This window comes from Pedobacter sp. MC2016-14 (assembly GCF_020991475.1).
Classification (GTDB): Bacteria; Bacteroidota; Bacteroidia; order Sphingobacteriales; family Sphingobacteriaceae; genus Pedobacter.
On sequence record NZ_JAJMPA010000003.1, the window covers coordinates 508,894 to 534,457 of the forward strand.

At 39.3% G+C, this 25,564-nt stretch carries 21 protein-coding genes and 1 riboswitch; of the genes, 4 read left to right on the forward strand and 17 right to left on the reverse strand.

The window, feature by feature from the left end:
* Positions 1-166: 166 nt before the first annotated feature.
* From LPB86_RS17600 to LPB86_RS17615, 4 genes are all read right to left on the reverse strand, one after another.
* Positions 167-1,018: an NAD(P)-dependent oxidoreductase gene (locus LPB86_RS17600; protein WP_230646408.1), complete on the reverse strand. Its 852-nt coding sequence runs from the start codon at positions 1,016-1,018 to the stop codon at positions 167-169.
* A 90-nt stretch (positions 1,019-1,108) separates the two neighbouring features.
* Positions 1,109-1,480 (reverse strand): DUF2784 domain-containing protein, encoded by a 372-nt coding sequence (locus LPB86_RS17605; protein WP_230646410.1) that lies wholly within the window; start codon positions 1,478-1,480, stop codon positions 1,109-1,111.
* 212 nt (positions 1,481-1,692) lie between these two features.
* Positions 1,693-1,986, reverse strand: coding sequence for a hypothetical protein (locus LPB86_RS17610; protein WP_230646412.1), 294 nt, complete (start codon positions 1,984-1,986; stop codon positions 1,693-1,695).
* A 73-nt stretch (positions 1,987-2,059) separates the two neighbouring features.
* The gene (locus tag LPB86_RS17615) at positions 2,060-2,716 is read right to left on the reverse strand and encodes a hypothetical protein (RefSeq protein WP_230646414.1); all 657 of its coding nucleotides are present in this window, start codon (positions 2,714-2,716) and stop codon (positions 2,060-2,062) included.
* A gap of 188 nt (positions 2,717-2,904) precedes the next feature.
* On the opposite strand from LPB86_RS17615, the gene LPB86_RS20990 reads away from it, so the two are divergent.
* Positions 2,905-3,135: an ATP-binding protein gene (locus LPB86_RS20990; protein ID WP_370632858.1), complete on the forward strand. Its 231-nt coding sequence runs from the start codon at positions 2,905-2,907 to the stop codon at positions 3,133-3,135.
* Between the two features lie 38 nt (positions 3,136-3,173).
* Here LPB86_RS20990 and LPB86_RS17620 read toward each other — a convergent pair whose 3' ends face one another.
* Both LPB86_RS17620 and LPB86_RS17625 read right to left on the reverse strand, forming a co-directional pair.
* On the reverse strand, positions 3,174-3,911 hold the full coding sequence (locus LPB86_RS17620; RefSeq protein ID WP_230646416.1) for an SDR family oxidoreductase: 738 nt from the start codon (positions 3,909-3,911) through the stop codon (positions 3,174-3,176).
* Positions 3,912-3,982: 71 nt separating this feature from the next.
* Entirely contained in the window at positions 3,983-4,870 is an 888-nt protein-coding gene (locus tag LPB86_RS17625) for an AraC family transcriptional regulator (protein WP_230646418.1), read from the reverse strand.
* A 305-nt stretch (positions 4,871-5,175) separates the two neighbouring features.
* Between LPB86_RS17625 and LPB86_RS17630 the strand changes: the two genes are divergently transcribed.
* Positions 5,176-5,793: a helix-turn-helix domain-containing protein gene (locus LPB86_RS17630; protein WP_230646420.1), complete on the forward strand. Its 618-nt coding sequence runs from the start codon at positions 5,176-5,178 to the stop codon at positions 5,791-5,793.
* Between the two features lie 87 nt (positions 5,794-5,880).
* Here LPB86_RS17630 and LPB86_RS17635 read toward each other — a convergent pair whose 3' ends face one another.
* The 8 genes from LPB86_RS17635 to metE all read right to left on the reverse strand — a co-directional run bounded on the left by LPB86_RS17635 (position 5,881) and on the right by metE (position 19,844).
* Positions 5,881-7,137, reverse strand: a complete 1,257-nt coding sequence (locus LPB86_RS17635) for a thioredoxin family protein (RefSeq protein WP_230646432.1) — start codon at positions 7,135-7,137, stop codon at positions 5,881-5,883.
* A 12-nt stretch (positions 7,138-7,149) separates the two neighbouring features.
* Positions 7,150-8,256 carry a TlpA disulfide reductase family protein gene (locus tag LPB86_RS17640; protein WP_230646434.1) on the reverse strand — a complete coding sequence of 369 codons (1,107 nt, stop codon included), beginning with the start codon at positions 8,254-8,256 and terminating at the stop codon, positions 7,150-7,152.
* Positions 8,257-8,361: 105 nt separating this feature from the next.
* Positions 8,362-9,744, reverse strand: coding sequence for a RagB/SusD family nutrient uptake outer membrane protein (locus tag LPB86_RS17645; RefSeq protein ID WP_230646436.1), 1,383 nt, complete (start codon positions 9,742-9,744; stop codon positions 8,362-8,364).
* A gap of 27 nt (positions 9,745-9,771) precedes the next feature.
* Entirely contained in the window at positions 9,772-13,299 is a 3,528-nt protein-coding gene (locus tag LPB86_RS17650; protein WP_230646439.1) for a SusC/RagA family TonB-linked outer membrane protein, read from the reverse strand.
* 120 nt (positions 13,300-13,419) lie between these two features.
* Complete coding sequence (locus LPB86_RS17655; RefSeq protein ID WP_230646441.1) at positions 13,420-14,637, reverse strand: FecR family protein; 1,218 nt, start codon at positions 14,635-14,637, stop codon at positions 13,420-13,422.
* 130 nt (positions 14,638-14,767) lie between these two features.
* Positions 14,768-15,394: an RNA polymerase sigma factor gene (locus LPB86_RS17660; protein ID WP_230646443.1), complete on the reverse strand. Its 627-nt coding sequence runs from the start codon at positions 15,392-15,394 to the stop codon at positions 14,768-14,770.
* A 70-nt stretch (positions 15,395-15,464) separates the two neighbouring features.
* Positions 15,465-17,249, reverse strand: a complete 1,785-nt coding sequence (locus LPB86_RS17665; RefSeq protein WP_230646445.1) for an ABC transporter ATP-binding protein — start codon at positions 17,247-17,249, stop codon at positions 15,465-15,467.
* Between the two features lie 288 nt (positions 17,250-17,537).
* Complete coding sequence (gene metE, locus LPB86_RS17670) at positions 17,538-19,844, reverse strand: 5-methyltetrahydropteroyltriglutamate--homocysteine S-methyltransferase (protein WP_230646448.1); 2,307 nt, start codon at positions 19,842-19,844, stop codon at positions 17,538-17,540.
* 47 nt (positions 19,845-19,891) lie between these two features.
* Positions 19,892-20,028, reverse strand: a riboswitch (cobalamin riboswitch).
* A 175-nt stretch (positions 20,029-20,203) separates the two neighbouring features.
* Between metE and LPB86_RS17675 the strand changes: the two genes are divergently transcribed.
* On the forward strand, positions 20,204-20,665 hold the full coding sequence (locus LPB86_RS17675; RefSeq protein ID WP_230646450.1) for an Lrp/AsnC family transcriptional regulator: 462 nt from the start codon (positions 20,204-20,206) through the stop codon (positions 20,663-20,665).
* Here LPB86_RS17675 and LPB86_RS17680 read toward each other — a convergent pair.
* A complete protein-coding gene (locus LPB86_RS17680) occupies positions 20,662-21,489 on the reverse strand; it encodes a helix-turn-helix domain-containing protein (protein ID WP_230646452.1) in 828 nt (275 codons plus the stop codon). The genes LPB86_RS17675 and LPB86_RS17680 overlap by 4 nt on opposite strands.
* Before the next feature lie 112 nt (positions 21,490-21,601).
* On the opposite strand from LPB86_RS17680, the gene map reads away from it, so the two are divergent.
* Positions 21,602-22,363, forward strand: a complete 762-nt coding sequence (gene map / locus LPB86_RS17685) for a type I methionyl aminopeptidase (RefSeq protein ID WP_230646455.1) — start codon at positions 21,602-21,604, stop codon at positions 22,361-22,363.
* Between the two features lie 11 nt (positions 22,364-22,374).
* Here the strand turns inward: map and LPB86_RS17690 are convergent, their stop codons facing one another.
* Positions 22,375-24,582 (reverse strand): Gldg family protein, encoded by a 2,208-nt coding sequence (locus LPB86_RS17690; protein ID WP_230646459.1) that lies wholly within the window; start codon positions 24,580-24,582, stop codon positions 22,375-22,377.
* Positions 24,583-25,524 (reverse strand): ABC transporter ATP-binding protein, encoded by a 942-nt coding sequence (locus LPB86_RS17695; RefSeq protein ID WP_230646461.1) that lies wholly within the window; start codon positions 25,522-25,524, stop codon positions 24,583-24,585.
* Positions 25,525-25,564: the final 40 nt, after the last annotated feature.

The window sequence follows — 25,564 nt, forward strand, 5'->3', positions numbered from 1 at the left end:
GTGCGTTCTGTGTGGGTTTGCTGTGCGTTCTCTGTGCGTTTGCCCCGAACCTGGCTAGCTCAAGACTACTATAAGGACAGTAAGTGGACCGGACCTGGTATATTTTTAGGCCAAATATGGCACTTGTATGGTACAAAAAATATACAATAACCTGATTTACTGGTGTTTATTTCAATGATTTGATCACAGCCATGAGATCTTCATCTCCTAATCCTTGGTTAACTGCCTGATTAAAGCTGCTGAGCAAGGTTTCGCTCATTGGAGAAGCCAGGCCTGCATCTTTAGCTAAATTTAAATCTTTAACAATGTATTTTAAAGCAAAGGCCGCTGGAAATTCATTGTTTAGAATGGATGGCGTTTTCAATTTTGTTAGTCCATTACCTACTGCGCCTTCATTGATAATCGTGAGCATATTCTCCTTACTGATGCCATTTTTCCCGGCAAATAGTACGGTTTCGGCCAGCCCTAATATATTGATCCCCAATAAATAGTTGATGGCAAGTTTAGCAGAACTTCCCGCCCCTGCCTCGCCTAAATGCAGTGATAGTTTTCCTAATACATCAAATAGTGGCTTCGCCTTTTCGTAATTTTCAATACTGCCGCCCGCAAGGATAATCAGTGTACCATCTTGTGCAGGCTTTACACTTCCCGATACTGGTGCATCCAAAAAATTAGCCTCATGTTTTTGGCAAAGTGACGAGAGATATTTAGATGTATCTGGTGAGACCGTGCTCATGTCAATAAATAATTTTCCTGCGCGGGCTTCTGAAAGTAGTTCCTCTTTATTGTAAACGGCTTTGACAGCATGATCATCAGACAACATCGTAAAAATCACATCGCAGGAATCAACTAAATCTGGAAGACTTGCTGCAGAACTTGCACCAGCTGCTGTAAGCGCTGCTTCTTTGTCTCTTGTGCGGTTATAAACGATTACTTCATATCCTGCTTTTAAAAGATTGGATGCCATTGCTGTACCCATATTGCCAAGTCCAGCCCAGCCAATTTTTAATGCTTTCATATTTTATATAACGATGTTTGCTTTATTAAATTCTACAATAGTATTGCTTTAGCGCTAGTATGCCTAATCATTTAATTACTCTTTACTAAATTATTTGTTAGCAGATTTATGAAAGAAGTTGAGGTAAACCGACATCAAGGCTGCAATAGCAAATCCAAGGGCAGTAGCAATATCCACCAATTGCGATGAAATGTCTGCGCCCGTAACTTTATCTGCGTAATATTTGATGAATGAATTAGGAAGATTGGTTTCGCCCATGCTTTCTTTGAGTTGCCAGTGCCAATCGGTTATTGGACAGTACCCTATTCCGTACCAGATCCCCAGGATCAGCCAACTGCCAGCAGTTAACAGCACCACAATAAAATGCAGCCTTCTTGTAGCGGGCCAAATCCAGCCGAGCAAATTAAATCCTACTATAACAAGATGCAGTACAATAAAAAACAGATCAAGTATTTGGTTCATATCAAAGATTTGATACAATAATACTGTTTTCAATGATTTAGATAAAGCGGTGAATGTTATTTTCACCGCCTTTTAAAAACTAAGGTTCAATATTTTTGAGGGTCATATTTCTAAGAATAAGAAATATCACAAACAGGGCTAAGAGAACCAACAAGATTTCTGACATCCCAATACTATGATCAAAGATGATGATTGCTGATGTTTTTAGCATCCTAACCTGCTTTTAAGGTTAGAAAATCAATCAGTCGTTCTTCCAGCAACTCTGTATTGTAATTTGCATCTGTAACGTGGTTATTTACTTCAATTGCCTCATCAGAGATGACCAGGCTAAATGCATTACCCGTTGTAATTTCTGGAAATGAAATGTTTACTACGTCATAAACGTGCGTGTATTCAACATTTAGGTTGGCATCCAGTGCTGTATTCAAATAGTCGGAGAATTCCTTTTTTAAGAGATCAAAGAGCGCTTCTGGATTTAATGGTTGTACGTTTTTTATAGAAATCATTTTTTTTATCCTGTATACCAATAATGGTGCCCCGTTTAAATCCTATCAGAAAGAATTAAATTTATATAGCTGGCTATCCGGCATAAACCAATCTCTTAAACCGTAAAAATTTATGATCTATCACCTCAAATTCGTAGATCTCATTGTGTTCACCCTCGCTGATGTGCTCACCAAATTTATCCGTATTGTTAAAGTACGCCATATTTAAGGATAGTATTTGTCTATCTTTATCAAAGCTGGCGTACAGCGTGTATTTTTCGTTCTTAGCATTAAACTCAGGACTTTCTGCCTGCCCGCTTTCATAAAGTTTTGCAGACTTAATTTTGAGCAGGCCTTTTATAAATTCGGGATGAAAAAGCGCTGATCGGGATTGCTCAAAATCTTGTTCTGTATATACTCTTGGCTCGCTATGGGGCTTTCGCAGGTCTACATCTTTGCTGGGGCTCCAAAGCTGACTGGAATCCGAATCCAGTGGAAAGGCAAAGTAGGTTTTTAGCTTTGCTACATCGTCATCGTTAACAGCGTTTCTAAAGTTCTTAAAATCATCTATCCAGGTCTCTACATCAGGATATTTTTGCGCAGTAGCTAATGTTGGTGTTACGGCAACACTCGCGACACTATCTGCTTTAACTGCCGGTTTTTTTGAGGTAGAGTTTTCATTGCATCCTGTTAAAGCGGCGAGTAAAAAAATAGTAAAGCAGCTATTTAAAGTGTTTATGGTGAGTCTCATTGTTAAAGAATGTTATTTAAGTAACTTAATAACACCAGGCACATATTTTTGTGTCGAATTGAATTAATTTATGGAATATCGGCATTACGCATCTACTGCATCAAACCTTAACGGGGCGCTAATGGTCAGCTTTAAGGTGACCAAAGAAGGGAAAGGTATGGATAAGTTGTCAAAAACAGGGCGATGAAATCGTCGTATCTGTAACCGCCAAGGGCATTGGCATCAATGCCAGTGATCATGATAAATTATTTGACAGGTTTTACAGGGTAGAGAGCGAAATAATGGGTACGGTGTCTGGCTTTGGTATTGGTTTGTACCTGGTGGCGGAGATACTACGCTTGCACAACACCAAAACTCTGTTAAACAGTGCTGAAGGTATGGGTTCTACCTTCAGCTTTAGCCTGCCGATACATGCGTAGCCGTATCAATAGGTACAGTCTTTAATTGTCCTGTTAGCTTACCAGGGACTAATTCCAGTTTCTGGTGAATTGTCGTCACTAAAGAATTGACCAGTTGGTCCCTCAGCACCTAACACGGCTGCCTTTACAACTCTGGCTGCGGCATCCTCTACAGTACCCGGTCCGGAATGGTGGTTAAAATCTGTAGCGGTATAACCAGGATCAACTGCATTTACCTTAAATAGTGTTTCACGCAAGTCGTATGCCAGGGTAATGGTATAGGAATTAAGTGCCGCTTTAGAGGAAACATAAACTGCTGCCTTAAAAGGATAATATTTCCAGGACGGATCATTGTGGAGGCTGAGTGAACCTAATCCCGAGGTTACATTTACAATCCTTGGCGCCGTTGAAGCCTTTAACAGATCAATAAATGTTTGTGTAACCTCTATCACACCAAAGAAATTGGTTTCAAATACTTCTTTAAATACAGTGATGTCAGTTTCCAAGGAGGTTTGCGGAAAGCTACCGGAGATACCCGCATTGTTAATCAGCACATCTAAGACTTTAGTTTTTGCACCGAGCAGTACTCTGGCGGCTTTTATGGTTTCGATATTGTTGACATCAATTTCTATAGGCTCTACCTGGTCTAAGCCTTCTGCTAATAATAGATTTACGGCCTGCTGCCCCTTTATCAAATCCCTGCAGCCCAGGTATACATAATATCCTTGTTGTAATAATTGTTTGGCGGTTTCAAAGCCGATGCTTTTGTTTGCTCCTGTTATCAGTACAGTTTTCATAATTAATTCTAATTTTTAATAGTACAAAACTACCGCACAATCGTTTCGTTAATGAAACACATCCAACGGTATTAATGGTACATTTTACGGAAAGCAATGCGGCACTCGGATGGAGTTATACCGGTTTCCCGCTTAAAAAAACGATTAAAGTAAGACGCATCTGAGAAGCCGAGATCGTAAGCAATTTCTTTTGAAGATTTATTGGTATGAAAAAGTAAACGTCTTGCCTCCAAAATCAATCGATCATGAATGTGTTTTATGGCGGGTTTGCCGCTTTGCATTTTAACTACTTCACTCAAGTGGCCTGCAGAAATATTTAATAGCGATGCATAATCCCCTACTTCATGCAGCTCATGATAGCATTGGTCAACCTTAGCCTGAAACTTTCTTAACAATAACTTGTCTATGGCGTTATCATCGTCCTTAAATTGTTCGTTATATAATCTACTTAAATAAGTAAGTAACAACACCAAATGGGCACTTAACATTCGCTGTTGCCAATCTCCCGGTTGCTGATACTCTACATTAATCTTGGTGAGTATATCTTCAACAAAAAGTACGTCGGCTGCGGAAAGCAACAACTCATGTGCATCTTTAGCATTTTGAATAAGGGGCAATCTGTTTAACGCATCATTACCCTGAGTCAATAGAAATTCGCGTGTAAAGGCAATTCCCGTGGCCCACAATTGCTCTACCCCCTCTTTTACGATGACCTGATTTGGTCCCATAAAGTAAATGGTATTGTCTTTTAACACATAAGACGACATGTCAATCCAATGTCTACTGCCGCCACGTCTCATAAAAACCAGCAAATAATGATCTTTCCGGTGCGGAACGAGTAAATCACCTTGATCTGGCAAATCACCTTCAAAGTTATATACCCTGAACTGCTTGTTGCCGGTCTCATCGGCTTCTAAAGAATAAAGCGGTAACTGCGGATTGGGACTTATTACTTCCATAACTCAATAGTACGATTAATTTTTAAAGCCTTTATTTATCTTTGCCTAACGCTAAGCCGATGTTTGAATTAGTAGAGCTATTTTTTTGCCTGCTTGAACCAGAACCGAAAAGTAAAATTGGAGAATACATAAAATATTCACTCATCTTTCTGGTAGTGCTTACATTTATAATATGTGCGGCTTTGAAAGTCTATAATTGGATAATTAGGCTTTAATGACTTAAGAATGTCGCAAAAAAGACGTAAAGAATTACGATTTATAAAAATACCTTTGCTGTCATAATTAACGATCTATTGACGGTAAAAATGAAAAATCAAGAACTTGGAGAAAAAATTAAGGCGTTGCGCCTACGTAATGGCTTAAGTCAGGAAGAACTTGCTGAAAGGGCTCAACTAAGTTTGCGCACAATTCAACGAATTGAAAGTGGTGAAACAGCGCCAAGGGGTGACACCTTAATTAGGCTGGCAGCAGCATTAAAAGTAGATACAGAAGCGCTGACCGATACTACGCTTAATGAAGTAGAGGCAGAAGATAGACGTTTCCTGGCGCTACTAAATTTATCAGCATTGAGTTTTATCATATTTCCCCTACTTGGCATTATAGTTCCACTAATATTATGGATTTTAAAAAGAGACGAAATTGAAGGGGTTGATGAAACGGGCAAAAAGATCCTTAACTTTCAAGTATCGTGGTCTATCATCAGATCAATTATGATTGCAACGTTATTTCGGAAGTTCATGTTTCAAGTGACCGTAATACCACTTTTTACGACTACACCGCCACAATCAAACTTTTTTGAAAATAGCGTCATCGTTCTCATTTGTGCTTATGCATTTAATGCATTCATGATTATTTATAACGTCATAAGGGCACTAAATGACCAACCTGTAGTCTATCAGCCGGCCTTTAGATTGCTTAAATAGGATTATTACATAATACCTAAATAGAAATAAAAAAGACCACATCATTAGCGATATGGTCTTTTTTATTGAAATGAATTAACACCAGATTTAATTTTGCCTAACGGTATTTGTAAAAGCCTGAATCATTTTTTTACGTTCTTCCTGCTTTTTTAAAAACTCCTCTTGCTTGCCCTCCATCACTTTGATAAAAGCAAGTTCAGTTCTGGCTTTTTCCAATGCGGCGGCATCGTCAAGACGTTCTAAAATCTTTACTTTGGCGTCCATAATTTTTGCCAGATAAGGCATATTAAAGGTAAAATCATTGTTGAAGGTAAACGATACCCAGTTTAGTGCACTCTTAAAAACCTCTTTGTCTGTACAATCACTTTCCAAAACTTTTTGGTACCATTGCGAAGATATGCCCCCAACAACATTTTTGTAAAGACCGCTTTCTATGAGTGAGTTGATTTTTGCAGCGTACCCCTTCCAATCTTTCTGGTACATAAAAACTTTTACCCGCATACCCTCCAAAAGCATGTCCCTTTCAGAAAACTTCTCCTTATCTAACAAGGTGCCGAACTGTTTAAAAGCCACCTCATCAAATTTCTTTCCCTTTATCACAGGTAATAAAAGTGAGCTTGCGTACCTGGAATAAATATTTGTTAAAGCGAGGTCTGTTCTATTTTTACCAAATTTTTGATCAAACGCAGCACGGTTTTCAAAAAGATAAGTGACCGCCGGAGAAAAGGGATTTTTTGCCTGACCGGCAATTAAAGCAAAAATATCTGAATCTATATATTTCTCTTTTGGAAGAATAGATAAATAATAAGTAGCAATTTCCTGAGCTCTGGAATCTGATGTTTCTACAAGAGAGTTGACATAGGCCCTTACACTTGCAGGATCTTTTTTATTCTTCTCGTATTGTTTTTCCAGTTCTGCCAGCCTGCTGCCGCCATTCAAAGCTGTATGTGCTTCTGCAAGCAAAACATCAACTTTTATAAAACTAACCACACGGTGCACCACATTTCCATTAGCATCTATCCATAGTAAAGTTGGATAGGCACCCACATGGAACTTCCTGGCCAAATCTATCCCTTCTCCTTTTTCCATATCTACTTTATAATTAATAAAGCTTCTATTGAAGACATCCCCCACTGCTTTTTGCGGAAAGATCTCGGCAGCCAGTTTTTTACAGGGACCACACCAGGAGGTATAACAGTCTATGAAAATTAGTTTCTTTTCATTTTTTGCCCTCGCGGTAATCTCTGCCCAGGAGCCACGCGCAAACTGAATTCCGTCATCTGCATTTGCTAAGGCAAATACAGCATAGAAAACAAAGGAGATCATGAATGTAATTTTCTTCATAAGTATTTAATATTAAAAAAGTTCTGCTAGTTTTTTATTCAAATCTTCTGCTTTGAGATTTTTCGCAATGATCTTTCCCTGGGGATCTATCAATACGTTTTGAGGAATGGCTTGAATACCATATAATTTTGCTGCAACGTTATTGGGTTTCAAATCAGACACCTGCTTCCAGGGTAAATTATCGTCTTTAACTGCTTTTAACCAATAGTGTTTAAACTGCTCCACATCTAAAGATATGCCCAGTATTTCCAAACCTTTGGGATGATAAACTGAATAAGATTTGGCTACGTTTTTGTTTTCTGCCCGACAAGGGCCGCACCAGGATGCCCAAAAATCTACAAGCACATACTTACCTCTATAATCAGACAGTTTAACCAATTTACCTTCTGCATCAGGTTGTGTAAATTCTGGAGCCTGTTTACCTATTGAAGTAATTCTTAAACTTTCCATTTGGGCCGCATAAGCTTTTCCTGAAGGAGTGGCTTTTACCTTTTCAGACAATTTTTCGTATAAAGGAGCAGCGACTTCATATTCTGGAATGTGCCCTGTGTACTTATTTAAAGCATACAAACTTAAAAAACTATCAGGATTTGCTTTAATAAAAGAGAGGCAGACAGCCTTACGTTCATTCGTAATCACATCCTCTTTTTGATCAAAACCAGCAATTATATTTTTATCATTTCGTTGTATTTCTGATAAAGCACTAAACTCTTTATCGAGCTTTGTTTTTTTATCTAGCACAGGCTTAAGGCCAACCATCAATTTTTGGTAATCTGCATTCGCTTTAGCGCCTTTAACAGCTATTGATCCAGCAGTGTCTTCCGTCTGTTCAAAACCCGTTATACCTGGTTCCAGGTAAAAAAGAATGCGTTCTGACTTCAGCATGCCTTTATACTGAACAAGTATAAAGGCCTCAGCAGGTTCTTCAATAGTTCCTTTAAATTCAAATGTGCCGTCGGTAATATCTACATCCTTACGTATGTTAAATTGACTGCAGGTAAAATAAACTTTACTCACAACTTGATCTTGTTTCAATTTACCTTTTACTATGTAATCTCCTTTCTGTGCCATTAACGCTACCGGAAATAAGAGCAATACTGATAAAACTAGTTTCTTCATTATGATATTTGTATTTAATAAATCCTCAAAAATTAAACTACTTAATGCTTTTAAATAATAAGTAATCAATCATGCCGATTTAATGTATTCTCAACTATTTGTTAATTATGGATTTTGTGCCCAATCCTGGTTATAATAAAGGATCTGAGCTGGAATTTGCAGCACATACCGCGGACTGCCTGGTGCTAGCGTAGCAATAATTTGACCTACACCATTGTATCGGTTAACCGCAGGCATTCGTCCCTCTGCATCCAAACGGCGCATATCAAACCATCGATTGCCACAAAACGCAAGCTCAAGCCCTCTTTCGGTTAGCACTTTTTGTAAAACTTCTTCTTTGTCTGTAGAGCTAAACTTTACATAAGTTGCTGCGGGGAAACGCATTTTACGCAACAGGTCCAGCTGATCACATGCTACTGCTGTTTCATTGTTACGGGCTGCAACTTCGGCAAGGATTAACCGCATATCTGCCACAGAAATAGCCCAGGTTGGCACGGGACTTCCCGAAGAAACACCGTAATGCTGAAATTGGGTACGTCCTCTTATGGTAAAACTATAATCTCCAACAAGCGTATAAAACACCTTTAACCTAAGGTCGCTGGTGTCAAAGCTTTTCAAAAACTCTAGCGTAGGAATTTCTTTTCCCAGATAGGTTAAACCGCTATTTTTAGCATAAATTACATCTGGTCTTCTAATCAGTGCGGGTACAGAGATGACATTGGTTGCAGATTTATAATCAAAAACAACATTTGGGCCATTATCTAGCGCCAATTGCGCTTCTGCGGCAGCTTTCGGAAAATTACGCATGTACAAATATGCCCTTGCCATTACCCCATGGGCAGCAGCCACCGTACCGCGGAAACGATTGGTGGCATTGTCTTTTGGAAGATCAGGAAGTGCCAGATTGATGTCTTCAAAAATGTGGTTATAAATTTCCTGAACCGTACTGCGTGGTGGCGTGGGCTCGGTAACATCAATTGAGGTAACAAAAGGCACGGCCAGGTCTGTAGCCGCGGTTGATGGATTGTACATTTTGGCATATAGATTTACCAAAGAAAGATATTCAAAAGCCCTGCCCAGTAAAGATTCAGCCTTTAACCTTCTTCTGTCCTGATCAGTACCACCCGTTGCTTTATCTACGTTATTGATTACAGTATTGTGTAAATAAATGGCCCTGTAGTAATTGCCCCATATAATGGCCGTTCCGGGTACCTGTTCAGAAAATTGCGCCTGCCAGGTATAGGTTTTCTCGTTGCTGCTGGTTAAAGTAGCGGTGACTGTTGGAAGATCACTATGGTCATCCAACATGTTTAGCTGAGCTGGTGTGGAAGTTAGCAGGTCCATGTTGTTTAGCCAGGCATCGTAGTCACGTATGGTTTCCAGCAGTTGTACTCCTTTTGGCTGCACATCAAGGTACTTGTTGCAAGACAGCAGCAGCAATATCGGAATTAAAGTTAGCAGGAATAGTGGGTTGGTATATTTTTTCATTATTTTATGATCTAGCATTTGAAAAAATTAAAAATTGACGTGAAGCGCCATGGTATAAGTAGGCGTTAGGTAAGATTTCTCATAACTGCGGGTTGCTACACTATAGTTATATTTATTCATAGCTACGGTATATATATTTGAAGCCTGGGCCCTAAGTTCTACGTTAGAAAGTTTGGCACGTTTTACAAACCTGCTTTTCCTGAAGCTATAAGCTGCGGTGAGATCGCCCACCGTAATATAAGTTCCGTTAACCACAAACCTATTTGTAGCGCGCAAATAGTCATTATAATTGCTAAATTTAAGGGCTGGCAATACATCCGGCAGGTTCTCATCTCCTGCTTTTCTCCAGAAATTATTGGCGCCTTCAAGTGGCCGTGTTACTGCTGGATCTGGAATAGGCATCCTTACACTAAATTTGCCAAAGTAGTTTAGCATGGCATACACATAGAATTCGCCAACATCTACCCGGTTACTCATTCCGAGGTTATAAGCCGGAATAGAAGAATCTGCATAATCTACATCATTAAGTCCTTGATCATTAACATCAAAATTCTTGGTATTGCCATCTTTATCATAAATCAGAACCGCTCCTTTATCATCCAAACCTGCATATCGATAGGTAAAAATTGCACCAACAGCGTAGCCTTCAAGGTAACTGGTTCTATTGCCAATGGCATATTGAAAGGATCTTGGATTATTTACCGGAACCTGGGTATTGTATACCTTTAGCAGCTTGCTTTTATTGTGCGAAAACACAAATCCTGTATTCCAGTTGAAATTACCTCTTCTTATCCAGTCTGCACGTAAACCAATCTCCAGCCCACTGTTTTGTATCGAACTCTCATTTATAATAGCAGAACCCAAACCTTTTGTAGGATCTATCTGGTTAGAAGCTAAAAGATCGGTACTCTTTTTCATGTAGTAGTCTACATTACCTGAAATGTTTTTAAGAATACGGTAGTCTACACCTAAATTAAAGTTATAAGTTTGTTCCCAACGCAACCTGCTGTTTGCTGGCGACAATAACGACAAGGTATTAAGTGTGTTATCAAACACATTTAAGCCTGCCGAAGCAATTACTTCTGGTAGCGCATTTTTAGCCACATTTCCATTAAAACCAAATGCAGCACGCATCTTTACTGCGTTGATCCAATCTTGCGACTGTACAAATTTTTCCTGATCTATATTCCAGCCAGCCCCTAAAGACCATGACGGTTTATAACGTGTACTTGGGTCTGTACCAAACAAATTGGATTGATCTACACGGATACTTCCGGTAAGCGAGTACCTGCTTTTGTAATTATAAACGGTATTGAAGTAACCCGATATAAAACGGTCGTCTACGTAAGTCTGCCCAAAAAGACCAGAATAGGATAATTTAGTATTCGTTTTCGCGTAAGCAGGCACGAAGGTGCTAGACTCTAACAAGTTAAAATTAACGGGAAGTTGTAATAAGGTTTGATTGCTGTAACCAAAATAAGCGGTTGAATTGCCTTTATTGAGAACTCTCCTGATCTCTCCACCTGTAATAAGGTTAATAGAATGGTTGCCCATCAACTTACTATAATTTAGTTGTATGCGCGCGGTATAGCCCTCCGTACTGGTATTAGATTGCTTAAGCTGGTCACCTTTAGGGATATTATAAACTATGCCCGTGGAAGGAAATTCCATGTACCGATTGATATTTTGCCTGGCCTCAGACGAATTCTGATTGGCAAAATGGCGTTTTTCTGATCGGGAGGTTTCATAAACCCCACCAAAGTTGAGGTTAAATCCTTTACCCATATCATAACGAAAATTACCTATAAAACGGTTGGTAATGCCATGGGTTTTATCGTTTACGAGGTTAATTTCTTCAAGGGGATAATAAAGGTTATCCAGCGAACCAAAGCCCATCATAATGGTATTGAAAAACGGACTGACCTTTGATCCATTGAAAACAGATTGAGGATTTCCTTTCTCGTCTTCCAATCTCTCGTAAGGATAAAGATTATTAATGGAAGGTACAGGAACAGCGTTAGCTTTAGATTCCTGGAAGCTGGTATTGATTTCTACAGAGAAGCGTTTGGAAAGTTTAAGGTTGGTACGTGCAGAAAGGCTAATCCGGTTGTTATTATTTTTTATCTGTGTGAGGTCGCTGTTATTGTACATCGCTGTAATGAAGTATGTGGCATTTTCAGAACCTCCGGAAATATCCAAGTTATGTGTTTGCGTGGTAGAATTTTGCAGAAACAAACGCCCGTAATCTTCTGTATTGTTGTAAGACTTAAGTATGTTGAGCTGTCGATCTGCCTCTTCTGTTGAAATGATACCTGCGGCGCGGCGGGCAATAATCACTACCGGGGGCGAATAGGTAAAGGAGGCACCAATTGAAGGAATAGTCATCAGGCTCCATCCGGTTGCACCAAAAGTTGCATTACTTTCCTTAGCAAACTCAATGGCTGTATTGGAAGCATCTTTATCCCACCGGTAACGCTCATAATTCTCTTTAGGCGTTAAACTAAAGGTAGTCCGATAGTTTACAGTTGGCTTACCTATTTTGGCTTTCTTACGCTCTACCACAATTACTCCATTTGAAGCCCGTACACCATAAATTGCCGCGGCAGCGGCATCACGCAAAACTGTAACTGACTCAATATCATTTGGGTTTATGCTTGAAAGTGAAAGTTCTGTAGGGAAACCATCAATAACTACCAATGGTTGCTTATTGCCTCCAATGGTAGAGATACCACGGATCTGGAACAAGCTGTTTCCTTCAAATTCGATATCACTATTGATGAGTAATCCCGGAATTTTACTTTGTAATCCGGCAAGAAAATCCGTTGTATTGATTCTACTATCGTATTCTTTATGTGTAAGTAAACCAACACTTCCTGTGCTCTGCTCTGGCTTAATATACTGGTAGCCAGTAGAAATACTGACTTCATTTAAATTATCATTTGCAGGCTCAAGTTTTACATCTATGGTTCGCTTACTACCAACAGATACTTCTTTTACAGTATAGCCAACGTACTTAAATATCAAAACATCGCGTTCTTCTACGCTAGCTATGCTGTAATATCCATCTTTATTGGTAAGCGCAACAGCTCGTTCTTTTCCTTTTATCCTTACAATTACCCCGGGAACAGGTTTATTATTTTCATCCCTTACTATCCCTTCTACCTTAACGGGTAAAACCCTGCTGCTGCGTAAAGGCGCTTCAATTACCGTAATTATGACGGTGTTATCCAGCACTTTATAATGTACGGGTTTACCTGCTAAGCTTACTTTTAACACCTCTGTTAAACTTGCATTTTTTACATTTAGCGCAACTGGAGGTAGTTCCCTGATCAGGTCATTATTGTAAAAAAAATCGTAACCGGCCTGTCTTTGGATCTCTTTAAAGATTTTTTCAAGGGTGATTTGTTTATTATTTATAGTGATTTGTGCACGTGATGCTGCATGTACCTGCAACAAGGCGAAAAAAATCAATAAAGTGGTTAGCTTCATAGTCAGTAGTATTTTAAAGGCACAGGATTTTACTCCATGCTCTATAGCATGTAAAATTTCATACATTTGTTATTGGGTTTAGTTGTTTGATAATTGTGTTTGAGCAATAATTAAAGATAAAACCTCACAGATCAGGGGCGGTGCAACGCTCCTGATTTCTAGTTTTATGCTTTTTTGTTTTTAGTATCAGGTTTTTACAAAAAGCTTCCTCCCTTCCATTTTAAAATTAACATTTCCAGCTGCTTCTATAATTTTGATAGCCGATTTTAGACCTTTTGAGCGGGAAATAATCCCATTAAATTTTTGGTTCCCTGGTTTACCAACAAATACGATCTCCACATCGTACCAGCGTGAAATTTTGCGCATTACACTTTCCAGGTTTTCATCGTTAAACTGAAGGTAACCTTTTTTCCAGGCTATAGCCTCATCTGCATCATCAGCATCCTCTACAGCAAGTTTCCCACCCCTGTTGATGCTTTCTTGCATAGGTTTTAGTATCACCTTATCTTTATTTGTAAACACGGTTACTGCACCTTCTAAAAGCGTTGTTTTTACCACAGGCTCATTATCATAGCTATTTACATTAAAATGTGTACCCATAACCTGGATGCTTTGGGTATTGGTTTTTACAATAAAGGGATGTACCTTATCTTTAGCCACTTCAAAATAAATCTCACCTTTAATAGTTACCTCTCTTCTTTTTGTATTGGCAAAACTGGTAGGATAAGTGATGGAAGATGCGGCATTTAACCAAGCCCTGGTTTGATCTGGAAGGATAATCTGGTATTGCTCTCCATTTGCCGTAAGCAGGGTGTTAAAGGAGTTGCCATTATCATTTTCGGTTGGGATAACACTATATATTAATTGTCCGTCTGTAGTTTTGGAGATACTTACACCAGCCTCAGTGGCCAGCTTACCATTGGCAGCATTAGATAGTATAATTTTACGCCCGTTTGCCAACGTAAGTGTTGCTGCGGTTTTTACCGCAGCAATATCATTGTATCCATCAGTGGCAACTAAATTTTGTTTGGTACGAGGATGCTGAAATACATTCAACAGAATAGCCAGCGTACCTACTACAAGCGCAATAGCAGCTGCCACGGCAATACGCGCCCAAAGTTTCTTAACTTTCTTATCTAAGTTAGGAATTTCATTTTGAGGGTGTACATCACCTAATTTCTGTAAAGTTTTATTCCAGACAACCACTTCCATTTCGTCAGAAAGTTCCTGGAATTGCTGTAGTTTATTTGCTATAACTTGTTCATCTTTAAATTGATTATAATATAACAGATTTTCTGAAGAAGCATTTATCCATAATTTCAACTCCTCTTCTTCCAAATCAGAAAGCGCATTGCTAAAATGGCCTGCTAAAAGCTGTGGGATACGGAAATCTATGTTGAACATATTTATAATATTAGGCTATTTTCTATTTTTTACTCCCATTTAAAAAACCAGCGAATACAGTGAACTAAAGCTGCTTTTAAGTATAGAAACTCCAGCGGAGCTAAAAAGCCCAAAACAATTTTTAATTATTTTAAAAACGGCCAATAAACATCAATAGAGCCATATACAGCGGCCCGGTAACTCCCTTTTTTAAAAATGCCGTTTTAAGAATGGTGACAGCATTTGCTTTGTGATTGCGGACGGTTTTTACAGAGAGGTTGAGTTGTACCGCAATTTCATCGGTTTTTTTGCCTTCAAAATAAATCAGGTTAAATACCTCCCTGCATTTTATTGGTAAAAGTTTAATTTCTTTATCCAGCAGGTGCAAAAATTCAGCTTCAATAATTTCGTTTAAAATGGTATCGCCGCTTTGTTCCAGCTGATTAAAGTAGAGTTCCTGGGCAGCTGTTCTGCGTTTTAAGTCGCGCAAATAGGTTAAGCACTCATTGCGACATGTGATATATAAAAATGCTTTTACATTAGCCTCCGTTTTAAAGTTGGCACGCCTTTCCCAAATTTTCACAAAACACTCAGAAACAACATCCTCTGCTTCTAATTTATTTTGGAGCAACCTAAATGAGAAGTAACTTAAAGGCTTATAATGTTGAGCATAGAAATATTCCAGAGCGGCATTGTTACCATTGGCAAATTGCTGCATCCAGTATTGTTCATTTGTTTTCCCTGTTGGCTCCATCAATAAAATTCTAACCGATGCCAATATCTGCAATTATTTTGAATTAGAGCGCCTAGAAATCCCAGCTTACTTTATATGGTAAGGTTCTTTATACTCAATTGAGCATCATTTCATCTAACTTATTGAGTTCTTCCACTAACTTGCGCTTACCAACCTGTTGGCGCCACATGGCATAGTATAAGCCCTTTTGTTCAATTAGCTCATCGTGGTTACCGCTTTCTACAATCTGGCCATTCTCCAATACATAGATTCTATTGGCATGCATTATGGTGGATAAGCGGTGTGCTATAATTAGGGTAATGTGATCTTTAAGTTCTGAAAGCTTATTTACTGTTTTGGTGATCTCTTCTTCTGTAAGAGAGTCTAAGGCAGAAGTAGCCTCATCAAAAAGAAGGATATTAGGATGTCTTAACAGTGCACGGGCAATGGATAAACGTTGTTTTTCTCCACCCGAAACTTTAACACCACTTTCGCCGATTAAGGTATCCAGGCCATCTTGCGCCCTGGAAAGCAACGACTGGCATGCGGCTTTATTTAGAACTTCCATACATTCTTCATCTGTTGCATCCGGCCGTACAAATCTTAGGTTATCACGAATATTACCAGAAAAAAGCTGGGTATCTTGGGTTACAAAGCCAATTTTACGGCGCAGTTCATCCAGGTGTATTTCATCCGTATGTGTTTTATTGTAGAATACATCGCCTTCAAAAGGTTTGTACAATCCAACGAGCAATTTAATTAAAGTGGTTTTACCCGAGCCCGATGGACCAACAAATGCTACGGTCTCCCCTTCTTCGGCATGAAAGGATATACCATTGAGCGCGTTTCGGTTACTGTTCTTGTATTTAAAAAACACGTTTTTAAACTCGATGTGTTGAATTTTATCGAGGCTTGTTGGGTCATCGGGCTTGGCTTCTACAGGCATATCCATGATGCGTTTGAAATTGCCAAATGAAATCTGGGCCTCACGCCAGGTTAAGGCCATGTGCCCGAATTCTTGCAATGGACCGAATAAGAAATAGGAATAGAGCAGGAAACTAAAATACTGACCTGCTGAAAGCTCCCTGTCAAAAATAAGCATCAACATCACTACAATCATTACACTACGCACAACATTCACGGTACTGCCTTGAATAAAGCTGAGCATCCTAAGAATTTTTGTCTTTACAATTTCCAGGTTAAGGATCTTATAAGTGGCTGTATTGAGCCGTTCTATCTCCTGATCGCCTAATCCATGGCTCTTTACCAATTCAATGTTTCTGAGAGATTCTGTAGACCGGCCGGCCAGTACAGATGTTTTTGATATGATGGCCCTATGGATGACCTTTACTTTTTCGGACAGTTTCCAGCTTAAATAGGTGATGATAGGAACGGCGGCAATAAAAACAACTGTTACTTTGTAACTGATGAAAACAGAATAAATGCTGACGAATATGATCCCAAATAGAGCCATAAACGTAACATTGATTGACGATTTGATGAAGTTTTCGGAGTCGCTCCTCACCCGGGAAAGCATATCTAATTTTGCACCGCTTCTTTGCTCTTCAAAAACATAATAGGGCATATCTAAAGAATGTTTCATGCCGTCGGCATACATCTCTGCCCCTGTTTTCTGCGCTACGGTGATGGTAAAGAAATCCTGAAAGTTATTGGCGATCCTTGATATAAATGCTGCACCGATACCCAGGCCAATTAGGGTTAAAATTCCGGTAAAGTATTCGTGTCTGCTGAGGAGCTCACGCTTATTGATGTAATCATCAACTAATTTCCCGGTAATCAGTGGTTCGACAAGCGAAAATCCCTGATTGATTGCTGTCATTAATAGTGCTAATAGTACAGTATACTTGTGTTTTTTAAGGTAGCTCAGCAATATCTTCATAGTTTCGGCATATAATACATTTAAATTTCACTAAAAATGATGCCAACCTTGTTATTATTTAAGGTTAATTGTATTTTTCTGTTTTGATCCTCAATAATTTAACTAAAATATCACCTTTCTATGATCAAGGCTTAAAATGCCAAAGCCTTGAGCTATGAAACTGGACATTTTTTATGCAAAATGTAAAATATCAATTTCTTCCACCAGTAAAGAACTGAATTTAAGGCAATGATCAATGATAAAGGCCGCTACATTGTATAACGGCCCTTATCAAACATTTTATGGGCATTAAATCAGGCTGCTTACGTTTATCTGTTCGCGTGCATACCTTGCAGCAGCAACCATGTTTTCCAATGCAGCTTTTGTTTCCGGCCATTTTCGTGTCTTTAATCCGCAATCTGGATTAACCCATAAATTTCTTGCGGGGAGCAACTCGGCTGCCTTAGCCAGCAATGCAGCCATTTCTTCCGTTCCTGGCACTCGGGGAGAGTGAATATCATACACGCCGGGGCCAATTTCATTTGGGTAATCAAAATGGGCAAAAGCTTGCAACAGTTCCATTTGAGACCTGGATGTTTCAATGGTGATGACATCGGCATCCATAGCCGCAATGTGTTCAATGATGTTGTTGAACTCACTATAACACATGTGTGTATGTATTTGAGTTTGATCTTGTACGCCACTTGCGGTAAGGCGAAAAGCCTTTACCGCCCAGTCCAGATAGTGTGGGTGTTTCGCTTTTCTTAAAGGCAATCCTTCCCGTATGGCGGCCTCATCAATCTGAATAATACCAATTCCTGCTTCTTCCAGTGCCAATACTTCATCACGGATGGCAAAGGCAATTTGGTTGGCTGTGGTTTCACGAGGCTGATCGTTACGTACGAATGACCATTGCAAAATAGTTACCGGGCCAGTAAGCATTCCTTTCATAGGCTTATCGGTTTGTGCAGCAGCAAATTTACTCCAGCGTACCGTCATGTTTTGAGGGCGGCTTACATCGCCAAAAATAACAGGTGGTTTTACGCAGCGACTGCCATAGCTTTGAACCCAACCGTTTTTAGTAAATAAAAAACCATCCAGTTGCTCGCCAAAGTATTCTACCATATCATTCCGTTCAAACTCTCCATGTACCAGCACATCCAGGCCAATCTCTTCCTGCCATCTAATGGCATCAACAGTAGCCTGTTCAATGACCTGATCGTATTGTTCAAGACTTAAATCCCCTTTTTTAAATTTGGCACGCAACTCACGGATGTCATTCGTTTGAGGAAATGAACCGATAGTGGTTGTAGGAAAGGCAGGAAAATTAAAGCGTTCGTGGTGTAGGAGCTGACGCACTGGAAAGGCACTTTTACGTCTGCAATCTTCCTCTTTGATTCCAGTAATACGATCTTTAACGGCTTGTTTGTGTACTTTTTGCGACAGCTGTCTGCTTTCAAATGCTTTTTTATTAGCTTCAAGCAATTCTGTACTGCCTGTTGCAATTTTACGGATGTCGCTTACTTCAGTCAGTTTTTGTTTGGCAAATGCCATCCAGTTCCTGATCTCCGGATCTATATCGATTTCCAACTCCAGGTCTATTGGGCTGTGCAACAGCGAGCAGGAAGGTGCAATAATTACCCTTGCTGCACCTAATTTCTCAACTGCTTTATTGAGCAGGCCTAACGATTGTTGGTAATCATTTTTCCATACATTCCGTCCATCTACAAGTCCTAAAGAAAGTTGGAGACCATCAGGGATCAATGCAAGGACTTCATCCAATTTATTTGCTGCACGAACCAGATCGATATGTAAAGCGGCTACAGGAAGATTTACGGCCAGTTGGGTATTATCCAGCAGGGCATCAAAATAAGTAGCCACCAGCAGTTTAACCCCATTTACTCTTTTTGCAATAGTACGATAAGCGTAATCGAATGTCTCTTTTTCTTTCCTAGTGAGGTCTAAGGCAAGGCAGGGCTCATCCAACTGTATCCAGGTGGCACCTTGCTGTTGTAAACGGTTGATAATGTCAATATAAACAGGAACAAGTTTTTTAATCAGCTCAATGCGCTCAAAGCCTTGCTCCTTTTCTTTGCCTAACATCAAATAACTTACCGGCCCAATTAAAACCGGCTTGGCTTTATCGCCAAGCAACTGCCTGGCTGCATTATATTCTCCAAATACGTTTTCATTAAAAATTTTGAATTCCTGATTTGCTGTAAATTCTGGAACAATGTAATGGTAATTGGTATCTAACCATTTGGTCATTTCCATTGCGGTAATATCCAAACCATCTTTTTGGTAACCGCGGGCCATGGCAAAATAGAGGTCAATCTCATTGTTTTTTTTAACTTGTGAAAGTACCGGGGCATAACGCTGAGGGATAACGCCCAGCAGCAAACTGGTATCTAATACCTGATCATAAAAGCTAAAATCATTACAAGGGATGAGATCAATTTCTGCATCTAATTGAGTTTGCCAGTTTTGCTCTTTGATGGTACGGGCCACTTTATTCAATTCTGTAAGGTCAATTTTGCCTGCCCAATAGTGTTCGCAGGCTTTTTTCAATTGTCTTTGGCTCCCTATCCGCGGGTAGCCGAGGTTTTGTGTTAACATTTTTTTCAACTTTAATGGTTAATAATGGTAAGCTTCAATCGCGAAAGCATGGTCAATGCGGAACAGGCAGGTATCTGACTTGTAAAAGCTTTAGCTATTACTTACAGTTGCGCGACAGTCCGTGATTTACACACGGTTCCCTATTCATCTACAGCTAAGTAGAACCTTCTCCGATTGTTGAAATATGTAAAGAACTCTAATTTTTACAAATCAGCTTTAAACTTGCTCAAAGATACATTTGAAGCTATTAATACTTAAGTAAAGATAAAAATTGGATATTTTTACCTGCATATCCATAAAGTTGAAGTGTTTTATACTTTATAAATATTATTTTTGCGGGCAACTAAGAATAATATGCTATGACTGATTTGGACGAAACAGATTTGATGCTGCTAAAGATACTGGCCAACAACGCAAAACACACCAACAAAGAACTCGCAGCGATGGTGAACCTGTCTCCCTCTCCTGTTTTTGAGCGGATGAAAAGGCTGGAGAATAACGGATACATCAAGAAGTACATTGCCATTCTTGATGCAGAAAAATTTAACCAGGGATTTATTGTATTTTGTAACATCAGGCTTAAACAGCATGATAAAAAAATAGGGCATAACTTTGTGGCCGATATTATGGACATTGAAGAGGTAGTGGAGTGCTATAACATTTCGGGAGACTTCGATTTTATTTTAAAGGTATACGCCAGGGACATGAAGCATTACCAGGATTTTGTTTTCAATAAACTTGGTTCAGTGGAAAGTATAGGGAGTACCCACAGTACTTTTGTAATGGCAGAAATAAAAAATACACATAACATCAGCTTTTAAAAAGTACTCTTTAAGTATTCCATTGGTGTTTTACCAGTATATACTTTAAAATCTTTGAGAAAATGATTGGCATCGTAATAGCCCGTATTTACGGCAATGCGCATCAAGTCTACCTCCTTATTGCCTACCAATTCCAGATAAGCATGGATAAAACGCTGCAGTTGGATGTATTCTTTTGGCAAAAGACCTATATTTCTTAAAAAACTTCTTTCCAGCCATTTATAACTTACGCCAACATCTTTTGATACAGCGCTAACGGTACTGTTGCCTTTAATTTTATGAATGTAATCTAAGGTTTGTTGCAGAACGTTTGGTGTATGCGTGCTTTTTAAAGCTTGCTGTGCATAGGCTTCTACAAAGGCAATTTTATCCTGTACTGATTTTGCTTTGAAAAAATCTGCTGTAGAGAAGTTATTGGGCCCCGCTATCTTTTCAAGGGGAAAGATGGGCTGCTTCTGGAAATAAGAGGCGCTGACATTAAACAATTGATGAAAGGCCGTTGGATGAAAGCGGACAATAAAAAGCTGTGCTGTAGGGTTATTGTAATTTACATAAATGTTTTTAACCGAGCCTGCACTTGCCCAGGCACCTTTAACTGTACTGGAGGTATTTTGGTCTGTAATGGATACTGTATCTTCACTGTTCTGTAAAAACACTATGGTAGGATAGCCATCGTTAAAAATCAATTGTTTATGATCGTTAAGGTCTCTGGAAAAAACGTAAAATCCTTCGATAAAAGCTTCCAGTGCTATTGAAGGACTAATTCTATATCCATCTAAATTAAACTCTCCTAACTGTATCTTTTTAAGATAATTAATCGGCATGCTGCAAATTTATGAAAAATGTTAATGGTCATGGCATAATGACTTGTCTAATATTTACTATGAGCGCAATTACAATAGCACTAATTTTGTAAAACATAAGGTTAACCTGATTATGATTATAAAAACTGAAGAAGAGCTGCTGGGCATGAAAAAAGTAAGTGATGCTGTTGCCCTTACCTTGCTAAAAATGAAGGAATACACGCAAATAGGCATGTCTACTAAGGAAATAGATGAGTATGGCAAAAAGTTATTGGAAGCATTTGGGGCTAAATCTGCACCTTTTGAAACCTATGGCTTTCCGGGTTACAGTTGCATCAGTGTAAACCATGAGTTTGCACATGGCATCCCTTCAGAAAAAGTAGTTTTAAAAAATGGTGACATCATTAACATTGACGTATCTGCAGAACTTGAAGGCTTTTGGTCTGACAACGGCTGTTCTTTTATTGTTGGAGAGGATATTCAGGGCTTGCAACATCTGATTGATACTTCTCATGAAATATTATTGGAGGCACTTTCTCAAATTAGCGGGGGTGTAAGAATTGCGGATATTGGTAAGTTAATAGAAACGAAATCCAAAAAGGCAGGCTATACAGTGATCAGAGATTTAGGCGGTCATGGTGTGGGCAGAAGTTTGCATGAAGAACCTGACGGCATCATGAACTTTTATGACCGTTTTGATACGCAAAGGAGATTTAGGAAAGATAGCGTAGTGGCCATAGAAACCTTTATCTCCACTCAATCTACATTCATTGAAAAATCGGATGATGGATGGGGATTTAGTGGAAATAAAGGCGGTTTTGTAGCTCAACATGAACATACGATACTGGTAACTTCAGGTAAGCCGATCATTTTAACCGAGGCTAACGGGATTTAGTTACAAGTTACTTACCTGCGTTTACGGTAGATTAACAGTGAAGCACCTGCAATCAATAAGGAGATTGGTAAAATTCCAAAGAAAAATGTACGGATCAACAGCAGTCCGTTGACATCATTTGTAATCAAATCTTTAGATTTTGGGCGATAAGCGGATACTGGAAATTCACCATAATTGAACCAGCTGAAAACTTCGGTGGTAAATTCAAAGTTTTTAGTTACAGGTCTCCCTCTGTAAAATTCTGCTGAACTCATAAAATCAGCATCGCCTGTTACCATGATTCGCTGTTCTTTACCATTTAAGTTTCGTGTTAAGGTTAAAGCGACAGGTACCTTGTTTTTGGCAACCAATAGAGGTGTAACCGTAAAATCTTTTACATTGTTAACCGATAATGCTGTAGCCTTTGGCATGGAAACTACACCGTTATCTGATTTAAAGAGTTTAAATTTCGGATACTTTTCTGCAGCTTGTTCGGTAAATGAGGCCAATAGAAAGTCTGGTGCAAAATCCCTGCTCTTTTCATTAATGGTATCAGCCTTAATTTGCAAACCCAAAGTTTCCATAACGGGGTTTAAAATGCCAGCCTTACCAGGCTCACCTGCCAATAACAGATTACCACCACCAGCAATATATTCCCTGATTTTATCAAGATCGGGTTGAGTAAACCGTTCTGTAGGATCTGCAATTACCAGGATGGAAGTAGATTTTGGGATATCCTGTTTCTGCAATTGTACGGTATCAAGGTTAAAACCCTGATTAATTAAAGAATAGCGAAAAGTAAGTTCTCCTGTCGCGGTTTTGTAATCCGCATCTCCCTCTTTGTCTTTACTCCGTTCCCCGTTTCCGGTTAAAAAGCTTACCGTAGGAATTTTATCAGGTTCAACAATTCTTTTAATTGCAGCCGTAATTTCCTGCTCGTTAGGGTACCGCACAATGTCATTAAAGTACCTTAGAAAGCTTTTTTGATTACCATAAGCCAATTGACGCACCAGCCGGTTTTCTTCAGGTTTAAGATCTACAAGCTTGAGGATTTGTAAGGGGCTTAATACATCTTCAAAATTTACACCTTGTATTTCTGAAACTTTACGCGCAATTTCTTCATCGCTTTTACCTGGATTTTCTTTATATAATCCTCCGTTTTTGGAGGTATCATAAAAATATACGTAATCCATTTCCAGTTCGGGAACAAATCTTCTGTATTGCATAAAGAACTTCTCATCTGCACTTTTTGATTCTGGTTTCCCCATGTAAAAGTTTTCGTCCAGCAGATTGATGTAGGTGGTAATTTTTAATGGTTTATCCATCTTCTTTACCAATGCAACGCTATTTGCGTTTAACGTGCGGCTTTTAGTAGCAGTCATGTCCAGATAGCCCGTTAATTTTGGTCTGGAACTGATATAGCCCAAAAAGCAACATGCTGCAATGAGCAAGGCATACCGCATTATCTTTATCTGCAGTGGTTTAACTTCTCTACCCGCCTGTAAGCGCATTCCGGTTAAGGTGAGGAACAAAACAATGACTAATAAAAAGTAGATGACATCTTCTGTACTAATCAATCCATTGATAAATTGCTCTGTACGACCGGAAATTGAAAGAAAATAGGTAACGTCGCGAATAAGATCTACGCCTTGAAACAGTCCGCCTACAAAATTCAACACGCCAAGAATGGCCAGTGTGCTTATTGCAGCAACAACCTGGTAGGAAGTTAGCGATGACATAAACAAGCCTATAGCTGCATATGCACAAATCAAAAGGTACAAACTTAAGCCACCGGATATGATGATTTTATAATCAATATCTGAAATGGCATAGGCCGCAGATAAACCGAAGAGGCCAAGGATTAGCATTAAAATTAATCCATACCCCATAATTGCCAGGTATTTACCCAATACAATATCAATAACTTTTATAGGTGAGGATAAGAGTAGTTTAATGGAGCCGCTGTGGATTTCACGACTAATGAGACCCATGGTAAGTAAGGGAATGTATAGATACAAGGTGTTCTTTACACCAGCATAAAAGCCATAGTTGCCACCAAATATTTGACTGGTAACTTCAGAAAATTCCTGGCCCATCCGCTGGGCGCGCCCCAGCATTTGCAGGAACTTAGTGAGGTCCAGACCTGCTTGAATTGGAAAGATGATCAGCACTAGCCAGGCTACAGGCGAATAAAATAACTCACTTAACTCTGTGCGGGCAATTCTAAATATAGTTCTCATTTATTTTGCGATCTGATTTGGTTTTTGATTAGACAACTGAGCGAAAATGGCATCAAGCGAGCTTTTCTCTAAGGTTATTTCACTCAATCCCCAGTTCCGCAAAACACTGGTTTTTACCAGGTCTTCTGTAATTTTGGGCGAGACATTAAAATGCATCCTGATGACTTTAGCACTTAAAAATTCAACCTGCTCTACTCCATCTATGGCCTTAAGTTCCTGCGCATCGGGTGGATGCTGCAGCGTAACCAGCAAACTATTTGGTTCTATGTAGTTGTTGAAGGCATCCATGGTATTTTTGAACACCATTTTCCCGCCCTCTATCATAATGATATCCTGACAGGTGGCTTGTATTTCTGCTAAAATGTGCGAGGAGAAAATAACTGCCCGCTCTTCTGCTATTTCCCGGATTAAATGGCGGACTTCAAGTATTTGATTGGGATCGAGACCATTGGTAGGTTCATCTAAAACCACCAGCAGCGGCTGATGAATGATTGCCTGTGCAATACCTACCCGCTGCCTGTAACCACCAGAAAGGTTCCCTATTAACCGGTTACTGAAATGCGCCACACCGCAACGTTCTTTAACGGCATCAACAGCTGCTTTAATTTTATCTTTGTCTATTAATCTTAAGTGCGCACAATAGGTTAGATATTCATTTACGGTAAGTTCCAAATGTAATGGTGCATTTTGAGGAAGAAAACCAATCCTTTTTTTAGCTGCTTCGGGATCTTTACGGGTATCAAAACCTTCTATTAATACTTTACCTTCTGTTTGACTGAGTACGCCACAAAGGATGTTCATTGTGGTGGATTTTCCAGCACCGTTAGAACCAAGTAGTCCCACGATGCCATTTTTATTGATTTCAAAGCTTACATCACGTACCGCCCAGTCTTTACTATACCTGTGCGATAGTTGCTCTATTTTTAAAATTGGTTCTTGCATTTGTATTTTTGTGAATTGAACGGGCATAGTACACCCGTTC